The organism is Amycolatopsis kentuckyensis (assembly GCF_002155975.1).
In the GTDB taxonomy this organism is placed as follows: domain Bacteria; phylum Actinomycetota; class Actinomycetes; order Mycobacteriales; family Pseudonocardiaceae; genus Amycolatopsis; species Amycolatopsis kentuckyensis.
Genome location: NZ_MUMI01000267.1, coordinates 1 through 3,827, shown reverse-complemented (window position 1 = coordinate 3,827; position 3,827 = coordinate 1). Strand labels below are relative to the sequence as shown.

At 69.5% G+C, this 3,827-nt stretch carries 6 protein-coding genes; all 6 read left to right on the top strand.

From position 1 onward, the window contains the following. Positions 1-343, top strand: a 343-nt coding sequence (locus CCN39_RS25295; protein WP_143264138.1) for a laccase domain-containing protein, incomplete at its 5' end; no start/stop codon positions are given. Next, positions 340-1,050 carry a YggS family pyridoxal phosphate-dependent enzyme gene (locus CCN39_RS25290; RefSeq protein ID WP_086845975.1) on the top strand — a complete coding sequence of 237 codons (711 nt, stop codon included), beginning with the start codon at positions 340-342 and terminating at the stop codon, positions 1,048-1,050. The genes CCN39_RS25295 and CCN39_RS25290, both read left to right, overlap by 4 nt. Before the next feature lie 98 nt (positions 1,051-1,148). Beyond that, on the top strand, positions 1,149-1,751 hold the full coding sequence (locus tag CCN39_RS25285) for a cell division protein SepF (RefSeq protein ID WP_086845973.1): 603 nt from the start codon (positions 1,149-1,151) through the stop codon (positions 1,749-1,751). A gap of 115 nt (positions 1,752-1,866) precedes the next feature. After that, the gene (locus tag CCN39_RS25280; protein ID WP_013224824.1) at positions 1,867-2,142 is read left to right on the top strand and encodes a YggT family protein; all 276 of its coding nucleotides are present in this window, start codon (positions 1,867-1,869) and stop codon (positions 2,140-2,142) included. A gap of 52 nt (positions 2,143-2,194) precedes the next feature. Next, positions 2,195-3,049, top strand: a complete 855-nt coding sequence (gene wag31, locus CCN39_RS25275; RefSeq protein ID WP_086845971.1) for a DivIVA-like cell division protein Wag31 — start codon at positions 2,195-2,197, stop codon at positions 3,047-3,049. A 118-nt stretch (positions 3,050-3,167) separates the two neighbouring features. Next, complete coding sequence (locus CCN39_RS25270) at positions 3,168-3,740, top strand: hypothetical protein (RefSeq protein WP_086845969.1); 573 nt, start codon at positions 3,168-3,170, stop codon at positions 3,738-3,740. Positions 3,741-3,827 lie beyond the last annotated feature (87 nt).

Sequence of the window (3,827 nt, the reverse complement as noted above, 5' to 3'; positions counted from 1 at the left end):
GGTCGGCGTCGTCCCGGCCGCGGTCGAGGCCATGCGGTCGGCCGGTGCCGAGGTGGGCCGCATCGAGGCGCTGCTCGGCCCGGCCATCTGCGGCGACTGCTACGAGGTCCCCGCCGAAATGGCCGCCGACGTCGAGAAACACGTCCCCGGCACCGCGTGCAAGACGCGCAAGGGAACGCCCGGTCTCGACCTGCGCGCCGGGTTGTGGCGGCAGCTCGCCGACCTGGGTGTCGGCAAGATCGGCGTCGACCCGCGGTGCACGAACGAGGACAAGACGCTGTTCAGCTACCGCCGCGACGGGACCACCGGGCGGATCGCGGGCATCACCTGGATCGAGGCATGACCTCCCGGAAGGCCGAGCTGGCCGAGAACCTGGCCGAGGTCGAGGAGCGGATTGCCGCCGCCTGCCGGGCGGCCGGGCGCGGGCGCGACGAGGTCAAGCTGATCGCGATCACGAAGACCTTCCCCGCGTCCGACGTCGCGCTGCTGGCCGAGCTCGGCGTCACCGACGTCGGCGAGAACCGCGACCAGGAGGCGGGCCCCAAAGCCGCCGAAGTCCCCGGGCTGCGGTGGCACATGGTCGGCCGGCTGCAGCGCAACAAAGCACGTTCGGTGGTCGGGTGGGCACACGAAGTGCAGTCCGTCGATTCGGCGCGGCTCGCCGACGCGCTGGCGAAGGCGGTGCGTGCGGTTCGGGACGCCCAGATACGTGACGAACCCCTCGACGTGCTGATCCAGGCGAGCCTCGACGACGACCCGGGACGCGGCGGCTGCCCGCTGGCCGAGCTCGGTGCGCTCGCCGACCGGATCGCGCGGACCGAAGAGCTGCGGCTTCGCGGCCTGATGGCGGTCGCACCGCTGGGTGCGGACCCGGGCGCCGCCTTCGAGCGGCTGGCCCACGCGGCCGAACGGCTCCGCAAAGATCACCCGAATGCCGCAGACGTCTCCGCCGGGATGAGCCATGATCTCGAACAAGCGATCACGCACGGCTCGACCTGTGTGCGTGTCGGAACCGCGTTGCTCGGTGGACGCGGTTTAGCCTCGCCGTAGGGAGCTCGCGCGGTCGTCACGTTTCGTGGCCGCCCGCGCGGGGCACTGACGGCGTGGAGATTGAGTCAGTGCGGGAGCGGCTAGGGCTAGGGAGAGGCATGAGCGCGCTGCAGAAGCTGAAGGCCTACTTCGGGATGGTGCCCGCTGACGACGACGGCTACGACGTCGAGGACGACTACCGGCGCGGTTACGCGGACGACGACTACGACTCCTACGAGGAGCCGGCACCGCGGTCGTCCCGCTCACGGTACCGCGACGTCGACGACACGTACGACGAGCCTGTCAGCCGCAGCCGGTCACGCTCCGTGCCCAGTTCCGAGCCCGCCGTCCACGGCGCGCTCGCCATGGACCGGCAGCCGGAACCCGTGGCCCGCCTGCGACCGGTCACCGAGCCGGTCGTTCGCCAGCCGGGGCGTGACCCGTTGAGCCGCATCACCACGCTGCACCCGACCAGTTACGCGGAGGCGCGGGCGATCGGGGAGCACTACCGCGAGGGCATCCCGGTGATCATGAACCTCACCGAGATGGAGAACGCGGACGCGAAGCGGCTCGTCGACTTCGCCGCCGGGCTGGCGTTCGCGCTCAGAGGGTCGATGGACAAGGTCACCAACAAGGTGTTCCTTCTCTCACCGCCCGATGTGGACGTCACGGCGGAAGACCGTCGGCGGATTGCCGAGGGCGGATTGTTTTTGCGGGGCTGAAGTCGCCCGTACCGCTGAGCGCAAGCAGACGTGACTTTGCCGACCCGATCCAGGGTCGGCCCCCTCAACTGCGTCTTCGGAGAGGACGCCCGGTTAGAGTAGGTACGTGGAAGCTGTGTGGCTGGTCGTCTGGTACGTGCTGTTCGCCTTCTGGCTGCTGCTGACGGCGCGGATCGTGGTCGAACTCGTCCGGACCTTCGCGCGTGAGTGGCATCCGGCCGGAGGGGTTGCGGTCACGCTCGAGACCATCTACACAGTGACGGACCCGCCGGTCCGCTTGTTCAGAAGGATCATTCCGATGGTCCGGATCGGCGGCGTCGGACTGGACTTGTCGATTATGGTGCTGCTGTTGGTTGTGTTCTTCGCGATGCAACTGGCGACTCCAAGTTGATCGGGGAAACTTGGGTGGACCCTGCAGGCCATGGAGTGCGTGAGGTGATCTGATGTCGTTGACCCCCGCTGACGTGCATAACGTCGCGTTCAGCAAGCCGCCCATCGGCAAGAGGGGCTACAACGAGGACGAGGTGGACGCGTTCCTCGACCTGGTGGAGACCGAGCTGGCCCGGTTGATCGAGGACAACAACGAACTGCGTCAGCAGATGGAACAGCTCGACGCGGAGCTCGAGTCGACCCGCAGCGAGCTGGAGAACGCCAAGGCGAACGTCGGCGCGCCCCCGATGCGGGAAGAGCCGTCGCGGCGTCTCGCGCCGGTGCCGCCGCCGCAGTCGGCCATGGAGCAGACCCAGGCGCACTCGATGGTCGGCGACAGCACGGAGCCGAACGTGCAGGCCGCCAAGGTCCTGGGCCTGGCCCAGGAGATGGCCGACCGGCTGACCGCCGAGGCGAAGACCGAGTCCGACGGGATGCTGGCCGAGGCCCGCACCAAGTCCGAGCAGCTGCTTTCGGACGCCCGGGCGAAGTCCGACTCGATGGTGAACGAGGCCCGCACCCGCGTCGACACGATGCTGAACGACGCGCGGACCCGGGCCGAGACGCTCGAGCGTCAGGCGCGGGACAAGGCGACCACGCTGGAGCGCGAGTCGCAGCGCAAGTACACCGAGACGATGAACAGCCTGAACTCCGAGAAGAGCGGGCTGGGCAAGAAGATCGAAGAGCTGCGCACGATCGAGCGGGAGTACCGCACGAGGCTGCGCGGGTTCCTCGAGTCCCAGCTGCGCGAGCTCGACGACCGCGGTTCCGCGGCCCCCGCGTCGGCGTCGTCGAACTCCGGGCAGTCGTCCGGTTCGACGAGCGGCGGGCAGGGTTACTCCTTCGGCCCGCGGGCCGAAGCCGGCTGAGTTCCCTCTCGAACCGTGGCACGTCCCGTACCGGGATGTGCCACGGTTCGGAGTCGATCCGGTACCACACGTGGGCGGGTCGTGGGCCGCTCCGGGGCGGTTCGTGCTGTAATTCAGCGTGCTTTACATCGTGCTGGTCCTGGTACTGGCGGCTCTGGGGTTGCTCGTCACCGCGCTGATCACGGCTTCTTCGCTGTGGGCGTGGGTATCCATCGGCCTGTCCGTGCTGGCCGGGCTGATCCTGGTCGCCGACTGGCTGCGCCGCCGTCGCCGCGCCGCCGCGCCTCCGGCCGCCGCCGCCGCTCCGGCTGATTCCCCTGCTGCCGACGCTGCCGCTGCTCCCGACGCTGCCGCTGCTTCCGCGCCGCAGCCCGCCGAAGAGGAACAAACCGCCCTGATCCCGGCCGCCGGCGACCTGGGTGACCCGGCCGACGCTTCAGCCGAGACCGAAACGAACGCCGATTCCGACCCGGGCGTGGAGGACACCCCGGAGGAGGACATCGCGGTCCTGGCCGACCTCGACGACGAGGTCGTGGTGGTCGACGAGCACCCCCGCTACCACCTCCGCACCTGCGAGTGGCTCGGCCCCCGCGACACGATCCCGATCGGCGTCGGCGAGGCCCGCCAGCTCGGCTTCACCCCCTGCGACCGCTGCCGCCCCGACGCCACCCTGGTAGCCACCCACCGCTAACCACGCCGACCCAACCACACGTGATCGAGCCCGGAACCAGCGTGATGGAAGCCGGAACCGGCGTGATTGAAGCCGGAACTCGCGAGT